Consider the following 20,732-nt stretch of genomic DNA (forward strand, 5'->3'; position numbering starts at 1 on the left):
GTCTTTTAAAGACAAAAAATGCTATAAAAATATAATACCTAAATTTTTTATTTTTAAATTAGTATATTTATTATAATTGTCAACCCAATTGTGATTTTAGTAGGTAAACATAAGAAAGCGAGAATGAACTATAATATTTATAAATAGTATGCACATTCATTATAAGCCATAAACTTTTATTTTTTGTTATAATAATGTATAGCATATATTTACCAGATAAAAATAGAGTATATTTAAGAAAGAGAGTGTTCAATATAGATTTAGGAGTTAAGATACATTAAAGAGATAAGCTTATAATAAAAGTAGTATAAAACTTAAAATTATAATAATTAAAAAAGGAGATAAATATGGTTGTTTTAAATAATGATTGGGATGAACTATTAAAAGATGAGTTTGAGAAAGACTATTATAAAAAACTTAGACAATTTTTAGTTGAAGAGTATAAGACTAAAACTATTTATCCAGATAAGTACAATATATTTAATGCTTTAAAGTTAACTTCATATAAGGATGCAAAAATAGTTATGTTAGGTCAGGATCCTTACCATGGACCTAACCAAGCTCATGGATTAGCATTTTCAGTAAAGCCAGGGGTACAAACACCACCTTCATTGCTCAATATGTATAAAGAGCTTCATAATACCTTAGGCTGTTATATACCTAATAATGGACATTTAGTTAATTGGGCAGAACAAGGAATATTATTACTTAATACAGCACTTACTGTTAGAGCAGGAGAAGCAAATTCTCATAGAAATAAGGGATGGGAGATATTTACTGATAGAGTAATCTCGATTTTAAATGATAGAGAGAATCCGGTGATATTTATTCTTTGGGGAAATAATGCAAAAGAAAAAGTTAAGCTTATAACAAATAAGAATCATTTTATATTGAAGGCAGCCCATCCAAGTCCATTATCTGCCAGTAGAGGATTTTTTGGATGTAATCATTTTATGAAAGCTAATGATATATTAAAAAGCTTAAATAAAAATCCAATTGATTGGCAGATTAAAAATATATAAATGGGCTACAATTGATTTATTTTTGAAAGAACTACATAACATATTTTTAAAAACTAGCAATGAATTTGCTAGTTTTTAAAATTTATCCATTATTTTAAATTATAATTTGAATAATAATTTTAATAGTGATTTCTTAGTTTCATTAAGACCTAGGAAATGAAATATTTTTTAAGAATATTTAAATATTCTATGGGAGAAGCTAAAATTGAGAAAGGAGTGGTTAGAATGAGTAGTAAGATGAGAAACACCAAAAATAATAAAATGCAGGACGGAAAATTTAAAAAGAAAAATATAAAGCATGATCCTCAAGCGGAGAGCGCTAGAGCAGTGTTTGGTGAGCCTAAAGCTAAAGAATATGATCCAACAGATTTTAAAATATAGTATTAGAAATACATTAATGTACGCTTAAGATTTATTAAGTTTTATTGATTTTATTATATTTATGGCATAAACTTATATTAGTTTAAGTAACAGATGATATATTTGTCATCTGTTTATTCTATTTGATAAGGGGAGAAGCTTCCATGGATATATTAAACAATGCTTTAGAAAGTATAAAACCTTCATATAAAGAAGTGGAGGAGAAAGCTTGGGTAAGATTAGATTCATTGTCCAAGCCTATAGGTAGTTTAGGAATATTAGAAGATATAGTATCAAAAATCGCTGGAATAACAGGTGATATCTATAATGAGGTATATAAGAGAAATATTATTATAATGTGTGCTGATAATGGTGTAGTAGAAGAGGGTGTAAGTACTTGTCCTCAAAAAGTAACAGAAACAGTGACTTACAATTTTACTAAAGGGATTACAGGAGTATGTGTACTTTCGGATTTTACTAACACTGATTTAACTATAGTAGATATTGGGATAAACTCTGATATAAAAAGTGATAAAATAATAAATAAAAAAATTTCTTATGGTACAAAAAATATGACTAAGGAACCTGCAATGACTAGAGAACAAGCAATAAAAGCTATAGAAACAGGAATTGAAGTTGTAGATGAACTAGTAAGTCAAGGTTATAATATTTTAGGTACTGGAGAAATGGGAATAGGAAATACTACAACAAGTGCAGCGGTATTAAGTGTGTTATCCGGGATTGATGTGGACAAAGTTACTGGAAAAGGTTCTGGACTTACAGATGAACAGCTAAATCATAAAATAGAAGTTATTAAAAAAGCTATTGAGGTAAACAAGCCTTCCAGTAATGATGTAGTAGATGTGTTAAGCAAAGTAGGAGGATATGATATTGCAGGACTTTGTGGATGTTTTATTGGGGCAGCTAAAAATAGAGTGCCTATAGTTATAGATGGATTTATTGCCTCTGCAGCAGCACTTTGTGCACAAAGATTAAATCCACATGCTAGAGAATTTATGTTTCCCTCTCATTTATCTGCTGAACCAGGAGCTTTATATATGATGAAGGAATTAAATTTAGAACCTATATTAAATTTAAAAATGCGATTAGGTGAAGGTTCAGGATGTCCATTAGCTTTTAATATAATTGATGCAGCACTATATACCATGAAACACATGGCAACCTTTGAAGAAGCTAGTATATGTAGAGATGACTATGTTGATATTAGAAAGGAAAATTAAGAGGAAGATTTTTTAAGCAATTTAAAACTTAGTAATGAATTTTAAATTAATAATAAAGAATTAACTTTTTAATGGATTTTTTTAACTAGCAATTTCTTTGCTAGTTAAAAAAATCAATTATAAATTTAAAACTAAAGAAAGAACATTTTAGCATAGGATTAAAATAGAGTTTAAAGATTCATATACAATTCAATATAAGACTTAATGAGGAGGAAATTATGAATGATATAAATTTACAACAACCGAAGATAAAAGAAAAAATTCCTCAAAGAATATCAGATGTATTTATTGATTATAAATATTATTTTTTTACTGTCTCAATTCTTTTGATAAAAACAATTCTTTTCATGGCAGTAATAGATTCAGTAGGAGCATCTTCTATTAATTTAAATAGAGTGATAACTAATCTACCAGTAATTCCAATCTATTTAAGTAGTATAATATTACTTTTATCAATAAGTTTGTTGTTTAATAAGAAAACACAATTTAAGATACTATTTATTTTGAATACATTAATATCAATTATCATGATAACAGATTTATGTTTTTATAGAAGTTTTTCAAGTTATTTTAATTTATTTGTACTTCAAATGGGATCTAATACAGAAAATTTAGGAAGTTCTATTTTAGCTATATTTAGACCAATAGACATTTTATTTTTAATAGATATATTTGTAGTTATTTTCTTATTTAAAAAGAGAAAAACAATAAATTCTAATAGAAGAAAAAGTAAAAAGTTATTTTTTACATTGACTATACTTTCTATTTTATATTTATCTGTAAACTTCTTAAATATAAATAAAAACTTCCAAAGTTTTAGTGGAGAAAAATCTTTTAGTAAAAGTATGATGCCAAATAATAAAATGTTTTATTTAGGACCTATAGGATATCATGTATATGATTTATACAATTTTTATCTAAATGTAAAACCTTATGAATTTTCAAAGGAAAAATTACAAGAAATAGATAATTGGTATAAAGATAATGATGAAAATATAATAGATAATAAATATAAAGATATGTTTAAAGGAAAAAATTTATTGTTTATTCAAGTTGAATCTCTTGAAAATTTTGTTATAAATAAAGAAGTAAATGGTCAAGAAATAACACCTAATATAAATAAAATGATAAGTAATTCTCTGTATTTTGATAACTTTCATGAACAGGTATGGAATGGAAATAGTTCAGATAGTGATTTAATTATGAATACATCAATTCATCCAGTAAGAGAAGGTTCAACATTTTTTAGATATCCTAATAATACGTATCCATATTCACTTCCAAATTTAATGGAGGGGTTGGGCTATTCTTCTATTGCCATTCATCCAGATAGTGGAGATTATTGGAATTATAAAAAGGCATTAGCCTCTATTGGATTTGATAAGTTTGTTTCAGCAGAAAATTTAGATACCAGTGAAAAAATAGGATTAGGTATTAGTGATAAATCTTATTTTAATCAAGCTATTAATTTTATAAAAGAACAAAAACAACCTTTTTATGGCTTTACAGTAACTTTAACTAGTCATACTCCTTTTAAGCTTCCTAAAGAATATAGAAATCTTAATCTTGATGAGGAGTTTGATAAAAATGAATTAGGAGATTATTTTCAATCAGTTAATTACACTGATAGTGCTATAGGAGAATTTATACAAAAATTAGATGAGGAAGGTATACTTGATAATACAGTGGTAGTACTTTATGGAGATCATACTGGCGTTCATAAGTATTTTCAAGATAAAATTAATCAAATTGAACCTAAGGAGCAATGGTGGTTAGATAATGAAAATAAAATACCTCTATTAATTTATAGCAAGGGATTAAAGGGCGAAGCTATTTCTACTTATGGAGGACAAATAGATACGCTTCCTACAGTGGCTTATTTAATGGGAGTAAATAAAGAAAACTATAAATATGCCATGGGGAAAAATTTATTAAACAGCAATAAAAATAGTGTAATACTTTCTGATTTTAAAGTTAAAGGAGAGGTAACAGAAAGTGATGTTGAACACCTTGAAAATAGTATAGAGCTCTCTGACAAGATTATAAGAGGAGATTATTTTAAGAAAATTTCTAAATAATAAATAGAAAAACTGCTAGATTTAAATTAATAGTATATAAGCAATAAGAGTAAGGTAAGTTATATTAGATATAATTTACCTTATTTTTATATCTATAATTATATACAAATAATATATAGTAATTATAGAATAAATTAAGTCAGTATAGTAGGGATAGCGCCAACATTTCTGACAAAACCCCCGTTAAAGGCAAAAGTGGGTAGATTAATGATTTTTTACCCACGCTAAGCATTTTATGGATTGGCATTTAAAGGTCTTGATTGAACAAATTCATATTTTAGCATAATAGACTCCTACTTAATTTAATATATGTAATTTATATATAAATTTTATATATAAATATTTACAATGTAAATATATTACTTTATTATTTATATAATATGTTTCTTTAAATAAATTTAAATTGTGGTAATTTCACGAAAAAAATTTAAAATCAGTGAATCTTTTTTGTATGTTTTCTTTATAAGTTCTTAATCGCCAATATATTGTATATGTAAAATTTAATAATATGACAATCTTTAGAGAAAAAGATTATTTTGATAGTGTCTATAGTCAATATTTAGAGCCTGTATATGGTTATTAAAATTTTCATCACTTAATATATTTATATTAAATAGAAAGAAGGTATTATATGAAAAATATTATTTATAAAATTAAAATGTTTATTATTAATCATTTTTCTATACTTATTTTATTACTTTTTTTAATTTTATCTGTTTTTTTAAATATAAATATGCGAAATAAATTGAGTAAATATGAAAATACAATATATGGAACTTATATAGGACAAGGCCAAAGCATGGATGAATTAGAGTATTTTGTGTTTGAAAAAGATAAATTTTATCATTATATTCCATTTAAATTATTAGATAAAGGAGATTATAATGAAGTATATGAAAACGTTTATTTTTTAAAAGGTGATAATGAGATAAATGATTTTATTATTAAAGGTGTTATGAAAGATAACGAAGTTATTTATTTTAAGGATAAAAATCTGAATAATATTAATATCTATTCAAAAATTTCCGATGTGCCTACATTTATAAATATAGAAATAAAAAAATAAGGAGCTATCTCAAAATTTTTATTTTGAGATAGCTCCTTATTTTTTTATACTCTTTTAGCAGAAGCAACAGTAGACATATGGAGCTTAGAATATCCAGAACTCCATTCTTTCCATTGATACCCAACAAAATCGTCAACATATGTTCTTCTATATATTATATAAGGTTTTACTTCGTATTCGAGTTTTTGAGCTTGGTGATGGCTACTGTAAACACCCTTATAAAATGCCTTCTTGCCATCATATGGCTTGTAAAACCTGTGTTAAGAAAAAGATATATCCAAGGCATTTACAGACTGTTAAAGACACTATAGAAAGTGAAACTATACATAGAGATAATGCTCTAAAAATGAGACTGGATGAAAAAGCAGAAGAGTTTGATAAAATCGTTAGGTTTTACACTGTTACTTTAGAAATAATTAATAAAGGTGAAACTTTTGAAGACTCAAAACACTTTTATGTTAAGGGGGTGGAATAATGGGTAATAAAAATCCTAATACATCAGAGATAATTAGATTAAAAAACAAACAGTTTTATCTGTTTTAAAAGAGTTAGAATTACTGGATGACCCTGTTAATAACTCCATCTCAAAGGCTGATATATGTCGCAGAGCAGGAACAAGTAAAACATTCTTATACACTTATGCTGATGAACTTATAACACCTATTAATGAGGCTATAAAGAGACAAAACAATAAAATGAGGGTAATATCTCAAAATCAGACATTCATAGAAACATCAAAAGATAGAGTTATAGAATCTCTTAAAAGAAGAATACAATCTTTGGAAGAAGAAAATAAGAAATTAAAGAATGACAATGCTATTTTGTTAGGAGAACTTGCTCAAAAGTAATTTTAACCTATATCTTGTTTTAATTAGTAATTTAAGATATAGGCTTTATTTTATAAGTTTTTAAGTTGATTATATATTTTTAAAGTGTATATAGTAGTTTTTCATTATTGGTAAAGAATAATTAATCAGAAACTCCTGCTCTTAAAGCAGTTATTAAATACATATGAGAAAATGAAAGCGATAGCTTATGTTGAGATATTCCTAAGAATAAGTTAATTATACCTAGCACTCCACCAGAAATAATAGCAAGTATAATAGAATCCAGTATTTCTTTAAAGGTTTTAACCTTAAAAATAGGAACATCAACACTACTATATTTGAACATACATCTTAATCCTATATATGCAATAGCAGTTATAAGTCCCATGAATGGAGATTTAACTCCAGCAATAATGCCAAAAAATATTCCTATAAAAATATCTTTTTTCTCAAGTTTCTTTGTTTTAAACATCATATAGATTGTGATTATTAATGTGGTTGTAAGACAAATCAAGAATAATCTTTGTGTATATGGATTTGTACTATTTTTATTAATTGGAATTATTAAATTTATAACAAATATAAACAAGAATATTAAGAATAGATAGATCAGCTTTAAACTTTTTCTCATAATCTTCCCTCATCCCATAACCTTTTAATTAAATTATAGCATTGATTTTAATATAATCTATATGAGTAAATAAATATTGACTTTCTTGATTGGATGTCCATTATTTTTTCAAGATGACTTATGTAAGGATAATTTAATATTTTTAAGGAATACTATTGTTATTGAAAATATAACAGAAGGTGAGAAAAATGAAGAATGTAAAAGGATTTATAGCATTAATTTTAACTTTTTTTCTATTGATACTATCTACTCCTGCTTTCGGATCAATAGAAGGTGATGATAGTACGTCAAATGAAAAGAAAGTTGCTTACTTAACTTTTGATGATGGTCCTTGTGAAGTTACACTAGAAATATTAAAAGTTTTAAAAGAAGAAAATATAAAAGGTACTTTTTTTGTTCTTGGTAAAATGGCGATGGAGAACCCTGAAATATTAAAACAAGTTCAAGGTGAGGGACATGGAATTTGCTTACACAGCCATTCTCATTTAGATAAAAATTACAGTTCGAAGGAAGCATATTTTCAAGACTATGAAAAATGCCATGTAGCTGTAAATGATATTACTAAAGAAGAGCCTAGTATTTATATGAGGATGCCGGGTGGATCAAGCACTAGAATACCTAATAAAGAGATATTAAAAGATATAAGAGCTGAATTAGTTTGTAGAGGATTATATTATGTAGATTGGAATGTATCTTTAGAAGATGCCATAGGAGTGAATATTCCTGTAGAAAAATTGATAAAAAACTTTACAATGGAAATGAATAAGAAAAATTTAGATAAATCTACACTAATGATATTAATGCATGATGGAAACAGCAATAAAACTACTCCTGCTGCCTTAAAATATGTGGTTAAAGCATTAAAAGAACAAGGATATGAATTTAAAGCCTTAAATGATATTTCTCAAGAAAATCACGATAGGCTTTTAGAAAAGAAAATTATAAATAGGCATAATGAGAGCCCTACTTGCGATTCATTTTGAATTAATTTTTACACTCAGGGAGTTATAATATAAAAAATCATGGCATAAGCCATGGTTTTTTTTAGTATAATATAGTATTAAAAATCAAAATGATAAAAAAGAATGAAATTACGTATAAGATTACATGATTAGAGTCTTACTATGAAAAGTTTGGTAAATTTTATTTTAAAAACCTGTTATATATGATATAGTATATAACAAAAAGATACATATACATTATTTAAATTTAGTTTTCATGAAAAATGTATATGTTCAACATAAAAAATAAGCAATAAAGCAATATTGGCAAAAGAAATGTATAAAGGTCCAATGTTACCTTTATTAGGGAGATGATTTTATGGTAAGTAATAGTTCTATGTTTTTTATGATTTTAACTTTTTTAGTAAGTACTGTATTGCCTATTTTATTAGTTATATTTTTTTATAAGAAAGAAAAAATTTCTTTAAAAGCAGTATTTATTGGTGCTATAGGCTTTTTTATAGCTACTCAAATTTTAGAAGCACCAATTCATAAAATGATTTTAATAAACAATAAAACCACTGCTGAACTTTTTAGAAATCCTTGGCTTTATATGTTATATGGTGGCCTTATGGCAGGAATATTTGAAGAAATCAGCAGATATTTAATGTTTAAATTTGTTTTAAAAGACAATAGGCAATGGAAAGACGGTCTTGCCTATGGCATTGGTCATGGTGGTATAGAGGCAATGTTAATAGTGGGAATAACTTTTTTAAATAATATTATAATGGCACTTCAAATAAATAGTGGGAGCTTTGAAAAACTATTACAAGTGGAAGGAGCACCAGTGGAAGCGTTAAAGACAGTATATATTCAAATGGTAAGTTCTCCAAGTTATATATGGGGCATAGCTTCAATTGAGAGAATTTGTACAATGATAATTCAAATTGCACTATCATTAATAGTTCTTTATTCTATAAAAGAAAGAAAAAAAATTTACTTATTCTTAGCTATATTGATACATGCATTAATAGATTTTCCAGCAGCTCTTCATCAAGCAGGAGTAATAAAAAGTATTGCTTTTATTGAAGAATTTTTAATTATAGTGGCGGTTATAGCTTTAGTATTTATAGTAAAGAGTAAAAAGTTATTTAGTGATAAGAAAATCAATGCTAATTTAATTGATTAATATACTATAGTTTATATAGGATAGATAGTAAAATTATTATTTAAAAGCTGACATATATTAAATGCTTAGGACTTAAGTCCTAAGCATTTAATAATTTATATAAGCTTATATTTTAGTAGTTTTAAAAGTAAATAGATGGTTTGAAATTTTTAATTTAAGCCTTAAAGTCAATCCTTACTTCTAATATCTATAGAACCCATGCTACTATTTGCAATAATTCTATTATTGCTATTATTAATATTTCCATCTATTTCAGAACCTTTATGGATAGATGTATTTAAAGGGAAATCGCAACTAACAGATCCCATACTAGTTTTTGCTGAAAGTGAAAACTCAGATTTTTTAGGAAGAGTTAGTCTTATAGAACCCATAGATGCTTCTAAATCTACATTATTATTAAATTCATCATATTCTATATCTATTTCTCCCATGCTATTTTCAGCTTTTAAATTTCCCCTAAAGTTTTTTATATTAGCTGAACCCATAGAAAGTTCAATTTCACTTTCTTTAGTATATATCTTATCTCCATTTAAATCACCCATACTATTATCATATTCAAAGTAGTTGCAATTAATATTATTTATAAGGGATTTACCCATAGATAGAGAGCATTCTAAATTATCTAAATCTAAGTTATTTAAATTTATATCTCCTAATTTAGTATCTAAAGATAGGCTTTTATTATAACTTTTAGGAATATAAACTTCTAAGGATATTCTACTATTTCCAAAATTTAATTTTTTTAGACTTGACTTATACTTAATTTCTATTTTTGCTTCTGTGCCGTAGGAATTAACATTTAGAGTTGGAACTGAATTTTTAAAAAAATTTTCATTGTAACTAAAAATTAATTTTACATCTTTTCTATCCTCTGAGGTAATCTTTATGCTTCCTAAAGCAGCATCAATATCAATATTATTTATGTTATCTATTGATAAGTTTTTTTCTGTTCTAAATTGAACTCCGGTACTATTATCACTATTATTTATTATAACATTTTTATTTGAACTAAATAAAAATATTATGCCACTTAGGAAAAAACAGAGAAACATCACTCCTAGTAAAATATAAATAATTTTTTTTGTCTTAGAATTATTGGCCATAATCCTCCTCCTAAATAAAGAATATTAAATTTTACATCCATATTATTCTTATATTGTATCATAATTTGAATTGCATATTATATAAATAAAATAATTGATAATATAGAATATTTAATAAAAATACCACATAATATAATTTATAATTTTATAATCCAAAATATAACTTTAGTATAGCAAATTTATTTAGGATAAAAGAATTTTTGGTTTAAATATTCTAAACTTTTTTATATAAATATTAAATTAATTACAATATTGCGAGGGGGATATTTATGAGAGCATTGTTGGTCTTAGATCTGCAAAACCATATATTAGGTCAAAAAGACTTTGAGAAAGAAAAAGATAAAATAAAAAATCTAATTCATATATTTAGAGAAAAGGGAGAAAGAGTGATATTTACAAGACATATAGAGAATGTAAAAGAAAGTACTTTCAATAAAAACAACAGTTCTTCAGAAATTCATGAAGAGTTTAATAATTTATATGATTATTTAATTGAAAAAACAACTCCCAGCGCTTTTTATAAAACTAATTTAGAAAAAGTATTAAAGGCTGAGAATATAGATGAATTAATTGTTACAGGATTTAATACAGAATATTGTTGTATGTTTACCTCAATTGCTGCTTTTGATAGAGGATATAATGTAACCTTTATAGAGGATGCTACTGGTACAGTAAATAGTGGAGGAATATATGGTATTAAAGGATTAGATATTAAGAATTTTATAGGTTCTGTAATGGATTTGTCTAATGTCATTAAAGTTTTATATTATGATGAATTTTTAAATAAAGAGAAATAATATATAGTTTTTCTAACAGCATTAATAGTATTATTAAGAATTTATTTAAATCATTAATAGATAATCTTATAAATGTATTCAAAAATAACTAGTAATCTTACTAGTTATTTTTGAATATAGTTAGGTTGTTTTCTCATTATTTGATGATATAATATTAATAAACAGATAGTTGCTAATATTTAAAATAGTATATTTATTTTTAATATTTAGAAATATTAATTTATACAAGGGGGCAAAAAAGAGGGAGTTATGGGGAAAGAAAAAGTGATTGTTGTGGCAGATATTCATGCTAATATCCATGCCTTAAATGTTTTTTTAGATTATTTACAAAATGAAAATGAAGATGTAAAATATATTCTTAACTTAGGAGATTTTATTCAAGAAGGTCCTAACCCAACAGAAGTTTTTGATATTGTTATGAATGATAAAAGATTTGTAAATATCTTAGGGAATAATGAGCATATATTAATAAATAGAAATTTTGAAGATTTTCCAAAGGGAGAAATAGAGCATCAAAATTGGAACATTGAACTTTTAGGGGAAGAGAGAATTTGTAGATTAAAAACTTTACCAACGGAAAGAATTATTAATATTTGCGATAAGAAGATACTTATGGTACATTCTAGAATAGATAGTATGACTGATTTACCTTTACTGTATAAGGAAGTTACTTTAGATAAGTACACAGAAGATTATGGAGATATTTGTGATTATGTGTTAATTGGGCATACTCATTATCAAAGTTTAGTTAAACATTGGAGTGGTAAACCAATAATAAATCCTGGTTCAATAGGATGTTCTAGAGATGGTCTTGTAAACTTTGCAATTCTAGAATTTGATGGAAAAGCTGTAGATATTAGTTTTAAAACTCTAAATTATGATTTAGATGCTGTAGTTATGGATTTTTTTAAATATGATGTTCCAGATAAGGAGCATATTCTAAAGTTTATGTATGGAATGAACTAAATGATAAGATGTGAAGCTTTGAAATTGTATATTAATTAATATACAATTTTTAATTATTAGTTCTCAATTATCTTTAGGAGGAGAAATTATGAAGCCGAAAGTATTTATAGCTCAAAATATATCAAAGGAAGTGGAGAAGTATATAGAAAAGTATTGTGATTATGAAATCTGGAATTCAGATGAAAAAATACCTAGCGATATATTACTAAAATCTATAGCTGATGTAGATGGTCTCATTCAATTTGGTGCTAGAATTGATAAAGAATTATTAGATGCAGCACCTAAATTAAAAGTGGTAAGTAATGTGGCAGTAGGATATGATAATTTTGACTTAGCGGAAATGAAAAAAAGAAATATAATAGGAACAAATACACCATATGTACTAGATAATACTGTAGCAGATTTAGTTTTTGCACTTATACTTGCTACTTCTAGAAGAGTAGTAGAACTTGATAAATTTATAAGGGATGGAAAGTGGAATAAAGATATAGATAAAGAAAATTTCGGAGTAGATGTTTATAATAAGACTTTAGGAATTATAGGAATGGGAAGAATAGGAGAAAAAATTGCGAAAAGAGGTAAGTTCGGCTTTGATATGGAGGTAATTTATTATAACAGACATAGAAACTTAGAAATGGAAGAAAAGCTAGATATAAAATATAGTACCTTTGATGAACTTTTAATAAAGTCAGACTTTATTGTTATTATGACTCCACTTAATGAAGAAACAAAAAATTTAATAGATTATAGAGAATTTAATCTTATGAAGCAATCTTCTATATTTATAAATGCTTCAAGAGGCCAAACTGTAAATGAAGATGCTTTGATAGACGCACTTGAAAAGAAAAAAATTCACGGTGCAGGATTAGATGTATTTTATAAAGAACCCATAGATAAAGATAATCCTTTATTAAAGATGAACAATGTTGTATTAGTACCTCACATAGGCTCAGCTACTATAAAAACCCGTAATGAAATGGCAATGTTAGCAGCTAAAAATATAGTATCTGCTTTAATTGGAGAACCTGTTCCTAATATAGTGAAAGAATTAAAGTTACTTTAAAAATAAATTAATTTGATGTATTTATAACTTACTATATGTAAGTTATTTTTAACTTATAATGAGTAAAACAGAATAATTAAAAACTATATAACTACAANNACATATCTTAAAGGAAAATAATAAAATTAGTAGAATATAACTGTAGGTAAAATATGGAGGTAAACAATTATGAAAGTATTTACTAGTCCAAAGGATTATTTAATTCCTATAACCAAGGATTTAGGTGGAAAATTTCAAAATGATTTTTATTTAAGATTAATTGCTATAGAAAATGATTTTAAGGAGAATATTGTTTTAAATTCAATCTCTTTTATTTTAGTTAATAATAAAGGAGAAGTATTAAAGGAAATAGGTTATAAAGGAAACACCCTTGAAAAGAGAGCAAAGGATAGTATTGAAGAATTAAATATTTATAGAGAAAATATAATTTATGAATGTTTAGGGTTAGAAAAATTTTGGAGTAATGATAGCTTAAGTGCAAATTTAACAATACCACCAAATAAGCAGTTTGTAATTATGGCAGAATATTTTAATTTAATTACCTATGATGAAATTGAAAAAGTGGAAATAGTTATAAATTATAATATAAATAATGAAAATATAAATCATATCCATAGTCTTTCACTTAAGGCTTATGAGGTAAAAAATTCTTATGTTTTTCCTGTAAAGGGAACTTGGATAGCTACAGATATCTATTCTTCTATTGATAGCCATAGATGGTGTTATAATTCAGAGTTTGCTTTTGATTTAGGTCAACTTAATGAGGATTTTATGCTTATAAGTAAAGAGGGAATGGAAAATGAAGAATATGTCCATTATGGAAAAGAAATAGTGGCTATTGGAGATGGAACAGTAATAGAAGCTTATAATGATTTTCCAGAGTATTCACTAGGATATAAGAATAAATTAGAAAGAAGTCATTATGATAATCTTGAAAAGATTCATGGACCGGTTCCACGTTCTGCAGGAAATTACGTTATTATAGAGCATGCAAATAGTGAATACTCTTTTTACTGTCATATGATACTGAATAGTGTTCAAGTAAAGAAAGGTCAAAAAGTTAAAGCCGGAGAAGTACTAGGTAAATTAGGGAATAGTGGAAATTCTAATTGTCCTCATCTTCATTTTCATTTAATGGATGGATCAAATAAACTTACAGCAAGAGGATTACCTTGTAATTTTACAAATATAAAAGATATAGCAAATGAAGAAATAAACTCTATTGATGAAGATTCTATGATAATAAAAACATTTTAATTTATTATACTATATAGGAGGACAGCATGATAAAAGATGAATTAAAGCAATGGAGTTTAGCTGCCATTGTAGGTATTATTTTAGCATTAGGTATAAATTATTTTTTATTTTTTATTTGTAAAATACCTTCTGCTTCAATGGAACCAACTATAATGACAGGAGATCGACTTATTGCTACAAGGGTCTATAATAAAGATAAAATAAAAAATGGAGAAATTGTGGTGTTTTATTCTGAGGAAGAGAAGCAGTTACTAATAAAAAGAGTAATTGGTATAGGTGGAGATAAAATTAAAATTCAAGATAATGGTGAAGTTTTTGTTAACGATAAAAAATTAGAAGAAAATTATGTTTTAAACAATGAAGAAGTAGGAGGAGAATACACAGTTCCTAAAGATCATTTCTTTTTTCTAGGAGATAACAGGATAAGATCTTTTGATAGCCGAAAATGGAATAATCCATATATTCATAAAAAAGATATTAAAGGAAAAGCAAGAATTATAATTTATCCTTTTAATAGAATTAAAGTTATGTAGTATAAATTACTTTTTATAATACAAAGTTTACAATTAAAGTAGAAATCTCTACAATTGTGCATTGAATAAATATTAATTAGGTCTACAATCTTATTGTAGGCTCTTTTTCTTTTATATATTTTTCTATATAATCAATATAGAGAATTATTTAATAATCATTATTAGATAATTTCATTAGCTAAGGGGTGAGAAAAATGACAGAAGAACAAATTATTGCTATGCTTGAAAGAGATCCAATTTTAATAAGGAATATTTCAATTCCTACAGAAGAAATGAAGTTTACGGCACTTAGAAAAAATGGAGCGGTAATAAGATATTTTAAAAACCCTACAGAAGAGATGAAAAAGGTAGCATTAAGAAGCAATATATGGGCAATAGAATTTATTGATAATCCTAGTGAAGAAATGTGCATATATGTAGTTAAAGAAGCTTGGAATACTTTAAAATTTATAAAAAATCCAAGTGAGGATTTAATTAAGTTAGGTATAGAGCAAAAAGGTTGGGCAATACAATATATAAAAAATCCAAGTGAAGAATTGCAACTTTTGGCTGTAGAAAAGGATTTTGATTCTATAAAATACATAAAAAACCCAGCTGAGAAAGTGAAACTTGCAGCGGTAACTTTGAATTATAATGCTTTAAGATTTATTGACAATCCTTCTATGGAGGTTGAACTTACAGCAGTTAAACAAAATGAAGCAGCCTTAAATTTTATAGAAAATATAGATGAAGAGAAAAAACTATTATTTTTAAAGGAAAATGTACTTGTAATGAAGTACTTTAAGGATAGTATTCCTATTAAAAAGGTGGAAAAAGTATTTATAGATAAATTTAGTGATGAAAATATAGATGAAAAATATGTAATAGATTTTTTAAATTGTAGTAGTATAAAAAAAAATAATAATAATATATCTATGGATAAAGTTCTTTTTATATATAAATATGGAAGTAAAAAATCAAAAAGAATTGTAGTAGATCAGAGGCTAAGCTATTAAGGAGGAAACTATGAATTTTGTAGATACACTATTAAGTGCTGAGCTGGTTATTAAAACTAATTCAGTNNTAATTCAGTACCTCTAATTATTGGAGAAAGCGGCATAGGTAAGACTGCTCTTGCCAAAAGTCTTGCTGAGGGGAATAATTACTATTTAATTATTATAGATGGGAATCTTTTGAAAGAGGGAGAGATAGGTGGTCTTCCTACAGTAGAGGATTATATAGAATTTAATAAAGAAGGATTGGAAATTAAAAAGAGAAGAACAGTATATGCTATTCACACAAAGCTTCAAGAAATTAATAATGCTACAATTAACGCTAGAAAAGTACTATTATTTATAGATGAAATTAATCGATGTGAACATACAGTACAACAGGAATTGATGAACTTAATACTAAATAGAGAGATAAATGGTTACAGCTTACCTGACAATGTTAGTATATTAGCTGCTATGAATCCTTCAAATAAATATAATAATTTTGAAGATACTGATTATCAAGTAGTAGATATGGATCCTGCACAAGAAAATAGATTTGTATGGTTAGAGATGGAGAGCGACGTTAAAAGCTGGCTCCAATGGGCAATTGAAAATAATTTAAATAATAAAGTGATAGAATTTATTTCAACTTTTCCAGAGTATTTACATACTCCAACTTTAGAAGAAACTGTTAAGGCTACACCTAGAAGCTGGGAGAGAGTTTCAAAGAGTTATAATCATTATAAAAATAATGAAGAAAATATACCATCAAGAATATTTTTTAATGTTTTAAAGGGAAATGTAGGTACTAAAATTGCACAAGAATATATTAGTTTTATTGAAAGTGGCAATGAACCTTTAATAAGCTATGAGGAAATATTTGAAAAGGAGAGTTTTTCACAGGAATTAAAAGATAAAGTGAAAAATGAAAGCCATTCTAGACTTTATTTAACATCAAAGAATGTATTATTTTATCTAGAAAATAAAGCTAATAAGGAAAGAGAAATAAGAATATTTTCGGATTTTCTTCAACTATATCCTGTAGATTTAAAAGTAGGAATAATGCAAGAAATAAAGGAAAATCATAAGAATTTATATTCTAAGTTTTTATATAATGATGATTTTGTTGAAGGGTATTTTAAGGCTTATAGTGAGGTGAAAAATTAGGAGGTGTTTTTATGGATAATAAATTTGAGAATTTAAGAAAACAACTCTATGAGGAAATAAGTGGATTAAAGACAAAAGATGATTTAAAAGAAAATTTTAATGATAGATTTTTTCAAATTATAGATATGGTAAACTTTTCACTGATGGAAGATAGAGATAATTTCTATGGACATTTTCTTCTTCATATGAAAAGAAATATCAATTTAGAAATAGCTACACCTACTGGAATAACAGCAAGCATTTCAGATTTTACTATACATTTTAATCCATTACTTTTTATTCAATGTAGCTTAGAACAGATGCAAGGTCAAATTAAGCATGAAATTCATCATATTTTATCATTACATTTAAATAGAGCAAAAGATTTAAAGAAAAAATATAGTACATTAGCTTTAAATATAGCCATGGATTTATCAGTTAATCAATATATAGATAATTTACCGCCATATTCTATTACTATAGATTGGATTAATTTAAAATACGGAATTAATTTAGAGCCTTTTAGTACTATGGAATATTATGCAGATAAAATACAACAGACATTGGATTTTTTAGATGAAGATAATGATTCTGAGGAAGATGACACCAAGGTGAATGATGAAATTGCTAACGAATATAATCCAGAAACAACTCATGATATATGGGAATTTTCAGAGCAAATAGATGAGAAGCTTTTAAAAGAACTTACTAAAAAATATGTTGATAAAGCATGGAAAGGTGATTTGCCCGTATTTATAGATATTATGATTAAAAATCTAAATGGAAAAACTGCAGAAATTCCTTGGAATGTATATTTAAAAAAAATTATGGGGAACGTACCTAGTGGATATAAAAAAACTATAACTAGAAGGAATAGAAGGCAACCAGAAAGATATGATCTAAGAGGAGTTTTATCCAAACAAATTGCTAAGATTACCATAGCAATCGATATAAGTGGAAGTATTAGTGATGAAGAAATAGAACAGGCATTTATAGAGATTTTTTCTATTGTAAAAAATTATAATCATAAAATAACAATAGTTGAATGTGATAGTGAGATAAGAAGAGTTTATACTGTGAAATCTATTAGAGACTTAAAGAAAAAAGTTGATACAAAAGGTGGCACAAAATTTTCTCCAGTTTTTGATTTTGCTAATAAAAATAAAAGTAATATACTTATATATTTTACTGATGGTGAAGGTGAGGAGAGACTTAGAGTTACCCCTAAAGGATATAAAACTCTTTGGATTATCAGTGGAAGAGGAGACAAGCTGTCACTAACAAAGCCTTTTGGCATTGTGAAAAAATTAAAAAGAATTGAAGTTGTAGATAATATAGATATGTATGATGTAAGAACTGATGGCTGGTCTATGAATAGTCAACAACCAGTTGAGGAATAGATTAGCCTATTCAATTCACAATTCACAATTCACAATGCAAAATTCACAATTATGGATATTTCTCAGCAGAAGCTGAGAAATTTAGAATTAATTCTGTAGCGGCGAACAGTGCATTGTGAATTATTTAAATTTCAATCCCTGCCATTTTAAGCAGATATAATGCATTTTTAGTTTTACTTACACCTTCTCGTAGCTTATAGTCAAAATGAATATTGTTATCAACATAGTATTCTCTAAAATTATAATTTTTAATTTTAGAGTTTTCTACAGCAAGATCACAGAGCTCTAGATCATGAGTGGATACCATTCCTAAAGTATTTTTCTTGCTTAATTGATTTATTAAAACCTTAGCACCTATATGCCTATCTGTAGAGTTGGTACCTTTAAATATTTCATCTAATAAAAAGAAGATAGGAATATTATCCTTTGAGGCTTCAATTAAAGATTTCACTCTAAGGATTTCTGCATAAAAAGAAGAAATACTTTCTTCAAGATTATCAACGATTCTCATGCAGGTATAAATTTTCATTTTGCTACATTTAAAGCTAGAAGCAGCTACTTTAGTTCCACTATATGAAAGCACCATATTAAGCCCTATAGTTCTAAGTAAGGTACTTTTTCCAGACATATTGGAGCCGGTAATTAATGCTATAGAATTAATATTGTTTAAAGAAAAACTATTTGATACTGCTTTTTCTCCTAATAGGGGATGATGAGCTTCTTTAGTTTCTAGTATAAGATTGTTTTTTTCAAAAGATGGCAAGCTGTAATTAGGATTATCATGATTTATTAACGCTAAGCTGCAAAGAGCTTCAATTTCTCCAACGATTTCTACATACTTTTGAATATTCTTTCCATAAGATTTTTTCCAATTTTCAAGACCTAATATGGCCCTATAATCCATTAAAAATAATATATTTAATGGAAAATATAAAAAGTTTTTTCTATCTTGAATAAGAGAAATTATTTTAGAAAGTTCTTTTATTTGATGATTTACTTTTTTATTTTCATTACCCTTTAAATCTTGCTGAAGTTTTGCTAGATAACTGCTTTTAAAATGCTTATTTTCAAATTGCTCTATCATTGAGCCATAAGCATATATATCTTTCTTATATTTAAAAACTTCCCCTAAAAGAACTTCTCTGTTTTTTACATCTATTATTAAAAGAATAATTTGAAATGCTATTAATATCTTTCCTATATTAAAAGATAAAGTAGCTATAAACAAAGGCAATATTAAAAATATTGTTGTTATTAAAGGAAAAATTTTAATAGCTATAGATAATATAGGTTTTAAATAAGTTTTATTATAAGAACTTCCCCAAGCTATAAGTTTAGATGGATCTTTAAATTCATCTTTAATTTTCTCTCCTTCACTAACAAACCTTTGCATAAAACCTAAATTAGAGGCAATTTCTTCAATAGCAACTTGTCTTTCATATATTTCCTCAATGGAAAAATCCACTTCTCCACAAAGGATAGCTTTTAATCTATGCCGTCCTAAAAAGCTATTACAACAGTTTATCATTTGAAAAAGAGATCCTTTACCTAAGATGTCTAAATCCATAGCATAATTATGATTTTTTATCACTAAATCTTCTCCAGTGTCTGAAAAATCTTTCCATTTTCCCGAAACTCTAAAAATAGATTTTTCATTTATATTTTTAATAGCTGTTGTAAGAGTCTTTTTCATTTCAAGATTTTTATGTACACTTCCTAAAACAAAAAATGCTATTAAAAAAGCTATAAAAGTTAAGGAAGATAAAGTATAGATTTCTTTTCTGTATAGAAGAAAAAATACTAAAAGTGATATTACAACCAGCATAAGTCTTAAAGTGCTAATAAAATTCATTAATTTATATTGACGTTTTTCAAGATGCTCGAAAGCTGCTACTCTTCTTTCATATTTTTGTATAAGATTTTTCATCACACACCTCCTGTATCTATATATTACCATTATTTTTTAAATATACAACTTTAATCAATGGAAAATTGAAAATGGACAATTGTGGTGGAAATTAATTTTGTAAATTAATTTCTTAAAATAGATTTTTTAATAAAAGTGACTGTGTCACTTTAAAAAGAAATCAATTGATAATTCTCCATTGTATAAGGGTGCAGTATAGTTCGGAACAAGA

The 20,732-nt window shown here is 26.1% G+C and carries 19 protein-coding genes and 1 pseudogene; 17 read left to right on the forward strand and 3 right to left on the reverse strand.

What is annotated here, in order from left to right; translation table 11 throughout:
* The first annotated feature begins 347 nt into the window (after nt 1-347).
* The 7 genes from B3603_RS15305 to B3603_RS15335 all read left to right on the forward strand — a co-directional run bounded on the left by B3603_RS15305 (nt 348) and on the right by B3603_RS15335 (nt 6,615).
* Nucleotides 348-1,022 (forward strand): uracil-DNA glycosylase, encoded by a 675-nt coding sequence (locus tag B3603_RS15305; protein WP_291566474.1) that lies wholly within the window; start codon nt 348-350, stop codon nt 1,020-1,022.
* A 225-nt stretch (nt 1,023-1,247) separates the two neighbouring features.
* Nucleotides 1,248-1,403 (forward strand): CPC_1213 family protein, encoded by a 156-nt coding sequence (locus B3603_RS15310; protein ID WP_163247980.1) that lies wholly within the window; start codon nt 1,248-1,250, stop codon nt 1,401-1,403.
* 143 nt (nt 1,404-1,546) lie between these two features.
* Entirely contained in the window at nt 1,547-2,623 is a 1,077-nt protein-coding gene (gene cobT, locus B3603_RS15315; protein ID WP_291566477.1) for a nicotinate-nucleotide--dimethylbenzimidazole phosphoribosyltransferase, read from the forward strand.
* Between the two features lie 218 nt (nt 2,624-2,841).
* On the forward strand, nt 2,842-4,701 hold the full coding sequence (locus tag B3603_RS15320) for an LTA synthase family protein (RefSeq protein WP_291566479.1): 1,860 nt from the start codon (nt 2,842-2,844) through the stop codon (nt 4,699-4,701).
* Nucleotides 4,702-5,434: 733 nt separating this feature from the next.
* A complete protein-coding gene (locus B3603_RS15325; RefSeq protein WP_291566481.1) occupies nt 5,435-5,767 on the forward strand; it encodes a hypothetical protein in 333 nt (110 codons plus the stop codon).
* 139 nt (nt 5,768-5,906) lie between these two features.
* Nucleotides 5,907-6,242, forward strand: a complete 336-nt coding sequence (locus B3603_RS15330; protein WP_291566483.1) for a hypothetical protein — start codon at nt 5,907-5,909, stop codon at nt 6,240-6,242.
* Between the two features lie 106 nt (nt 6,243-6,348).
* Nucleotides 6,349-6,615, forward strand: a complete 267-nt coding sequence (locus tag B3603_RS15335) for a DUF6262 family protein (RefSeq protein ID WP_291566541.1) — start codon at nt 6,349-6,351, stop codon at nt 6,613-6,615.
* Nucleotides 6,616-6,736: 121 nt separating this feature from the next.
* Here the strand turns inward: B3603_RS15335 and B3603_RS15340 are convergent, their stop codons facing one another.
* Nucleotides 6,737-7,225: a hypothetical protein gene (locus B3603_RS15340; protein WP_291566485.1), complete on the reverse strand. Its 489-nt coding sequence runs from the start codon at nt 7,223-7,225 to the stop codon at nt 6,737-6,739.
* A 188-nt stretch (nt 7,226-7,413) separates the two neighbouring features.
* On the opposite strand from B3603_RS15340, the gene B3603_RS15345 reads away from it, so the two are divergent.
* Nucleotides 7,414-8,208 carry a polysaccharide deacetylase family protein gene (locus tag B3603_RS15345; protein ID WP_291566487.1) on the forward strand — a complete coding sequence of 265 codons (795 nt, stop codon included), beginning with the start codon at nt 7,414-7,416 and terminating at the stop codon, nt 8,206-8,208.
* A 337-nt stretch (nt 8,209-8,545) separates the two neighbouring features.
* The gene (locus B3603_RS15350; protein ID WP_291566489.1) at nt 8,546-9,355 is read left to right on the forward strand and encodes a YhfC family intramembrane metalloprotease; all 810 of its coding nucleotides are present in this window, start codon (nt 8,546-8,548) and stop codon (nt 9,353-9,355) included.
* Nucleotides 9,356-9,522: 167 nt separating this feature from the next.
* Here B3603_RS15350 and B3603_RS15355 read toward each other — a convergent pair whose 3' ends face one another.
* A complete protein-coding gene (locus tag B3603_RS15355; RefSeq protein ID WP_291566491.1) occupies nt 9,523-10,458 on the reverse strand; it encodes a DUF4097 family beta strand repeat-containing protein in 936 nt (311 codons plus the stop codon).
* 269 nt (nt 10,459-10,727) lie between these two features.
* Here B3603_RS15355 and B3603_RS15360 point away from each other — a divergent pair, with 269 nt between their 5' ends.
* From B3603_RS15360 to B3603_RS15395, 8 genes and pseudogenes are all read left to right on the forward strand, one after another.
* Nucleotides 10,728-11,255 carry an isochorismatase family cysteine hydrolase gene (locus B3603_RS15360; RefSeq protein WP_291566493.1) on the forward strand — a complete coding sequence of 176 codons (528 nt, stop codon included), beginning with the start codon at nt 10,728-10,730 and terminating at the stop codon, nt 11,253-11,255.
* 249 nt (nt 11,256-11,504) lie between these two features.
* Nucleotides 11,505-12,221: a metallophosphoesterase family protein gene (locus B3603_RS15365; protein ID WP_291566495.1), complete on the forward strand. Its 717-nt coding sequence runs from the start codon at nt 11,505-11,507 to the stop codon at nt 12,219-12,221.
* An 88-nt stretch (nt 12,222-12,309) separates the two neighbouring features.
* On the forward strand, nt 12,310-13,284 hold the full coding sequence (locus tag B3603_RS15370; RefSeq protein ID WP_291566497.1) for a 2-hydroxyacid dehydrogenase: 975 nt from the start codon (nt 12,310-12,312) through the stop codon (nt 13,282-13,284).
* A gap of 168 nt (nt 13,285-13,452) precedes the next feature.
* On the forward strand, nt 13,453-14,541 hold the full coding sequence (locus B3603_RS15375) for a M23 family metallopeptidase (RefSeq protein ID WP_291566499.1): 1,089 nt from the start codon (nt 13,453-13,455) through the stop codon (nt 14,539-14,541).
* Between the two features lie 26 nt (nt 14,542-14,567).
* Nucleotides 14,568-15,074, forward strand: a complete 507-nt coding sequence (gene lepB / locus B3603_RS15380; RefSeq protein WP_291566501.1) for a signal peptidase I — start codon at nt 14,568-14,570, stop codon at nt 15,072-15,074.
* Between the two features lie 194 nt (nt 15,075-15,268).
* The gene (locus B3603_RS15385) at nt 15,269-16,069 is read left to right on the forward strand and encodes a hypothetical protein (RefSeq protein WP_291566503.1); all 801 of its coding nucleotides are present in this window, start codon (nt 15,269-15,271) and stop codon (nt 16,067-16,069) included.
* Nucleotides 16,070-16,079: 10 nt separating this feature from the next.
* A pseudogene (locus B3603_RS15390) lies at nt 16,080-17,215 on the forward strand (AAA family ATPase).
* Nucleotides 17,216-17,226: 11 nt separating this feature from the next.
* Nucleotides 17,227-18,594, forward strand: coding sequence for a VWA-like domain-containing protein (locus tag B3603_RS15395; protein WP_291566505.1), 1,368 nt, complete (start codon nt 17,227-17,229; stop codon nt 18,592-18,594).
* Nucleotides 18,595-18,718: 124 nt separating this feature from the next.
* Here B3603_RS15395 and B3603_RS15400 read toward each other — a convergent pair whose 3' ends face one another.
* A complete protein-coding gene (locus B3603_RS15400) occupies nt 18,719-20,521 on the reverse strand; it encodes a MutS-related protein (RefSeq protein WP_291566507.1) in 1,803 nt (600 codons plus the stop codon).
* Nucleotides 20,522-20,732: the final 211 nt, after the last annotated feature.

The sequence above is a fragment of the Clostridium sp. UBA2485 genome (assembly GCF_002341865.1).
GTDB lineage: Bacteria > Bacillota > Clostridia > Clostridiales > Clostridiaceae > Clostridium_J.